Below are 815 nucleotides of genomic sequence, written 5' to 3'. Positions count from 1 at the left end.
CTGAAGCCAGGCTTATGATCCTGGCGTAAGGAGATCCACGAGCTGTGCCAGCACCACGGAAGTACCCCGACGAGCTGCGGGAGCGCGCGATCCGCGAGGTCCGCTCCACCGGCCGCCCCATCGCGCATGTCGCGCGGGACCTGGGCATCCACAAGGAGGCCCTGCGGAACTGGATCCGCCAGGCCGAGGCGGACGCCGGGGAACGCGACGACCGGCTGACCACCAACGAGCGCGACGAGCTCAGGCAACTACGCCGAGAAAACGCCGAGTTGAGGCGGGCCAACGAGATCCTGAAAGCCGCCAGCGTGTTTTTTGCTCAGGAGATCGACCGTCCCCGGACGAGGCCGAGCAGGTGATCGACCACCTGCGCGAGGGCTTCGGGGTCGATCCCGTGTGCCGGGTGCTGGGCCTTTCACCGTCGACGTACTTCGCCCGCAAGACGCGACCGAAGTCGGCCCGGCGGCGGCGCGAGGAGGAACTGCTGCCGCTCATCGCCCAGGTCCACGCCGAGTCAGCGGGCACCTACGGAGCCAGGCGGATCACCCGCGCGCTGCGGCGCCGCGGCCATGACGTGGCCCGTTGCACCGTGGAGCGGCTGATGGGCGAGTTGGGCATCGAGGGCGTCATCCGCGGCCGGCGCCGCCGCACCACCGTCCCGGAGCCGGCCGCCCCCAGGCCGCCCGACCTTGTGGACCGCCGTTTCACCGCCGAGCGCCCGGATCAGCTGTGGGTGGCGGACATGACCTACGTGCGGACCTGGACCGGCTGGGTCTACGTCGCGTTCGTCCTGGACGTGTTCTCCCGCACCATCGTCG

Annotated in this window: 2 protein-coding genes; both read left to right on the top strand. The window is 70.3% G+C overall.

The genetic code is table 11. The annotated features are described in order from the left end of the window. The first annotated feature begins 44 nt into the window (after positions 1 to 44). Positions 45 to 356, top strand: coding sequence for a transposase (locus ACFP3V_RS31360; protein WP_380591098.1), 312 nt, complete (start codon positions 45 to 47; stop codon positions 354 to 356). Next, positions 353 to 815 (top strand): IS3 family transposase (locus ACFP3V_RS31355; protein ID WP_380591095.1); only part of this gene is annotated, 463 nt, incomplete at its 3' end. The genes ACFP3V_RS31360 and ACFP3V_RS31355, both read left to right, overlap by 4 nt.

The sequence above is a fragment of the Streptacidiphilus monticola genome, from assembly GCF_042658505.1.
Lineage (GTDB): Bacteria > Actinomycetota > Actinomycetes > Streptomycetales > Streptomycetaceae > Streptacidiphilus > Streptacidiphilus monticola.
The sequence above is the reverse complement of the archived record's forward strand: the minus strand, read 5'-3'. Positions and strand labels throughout refer to the sequence as shown.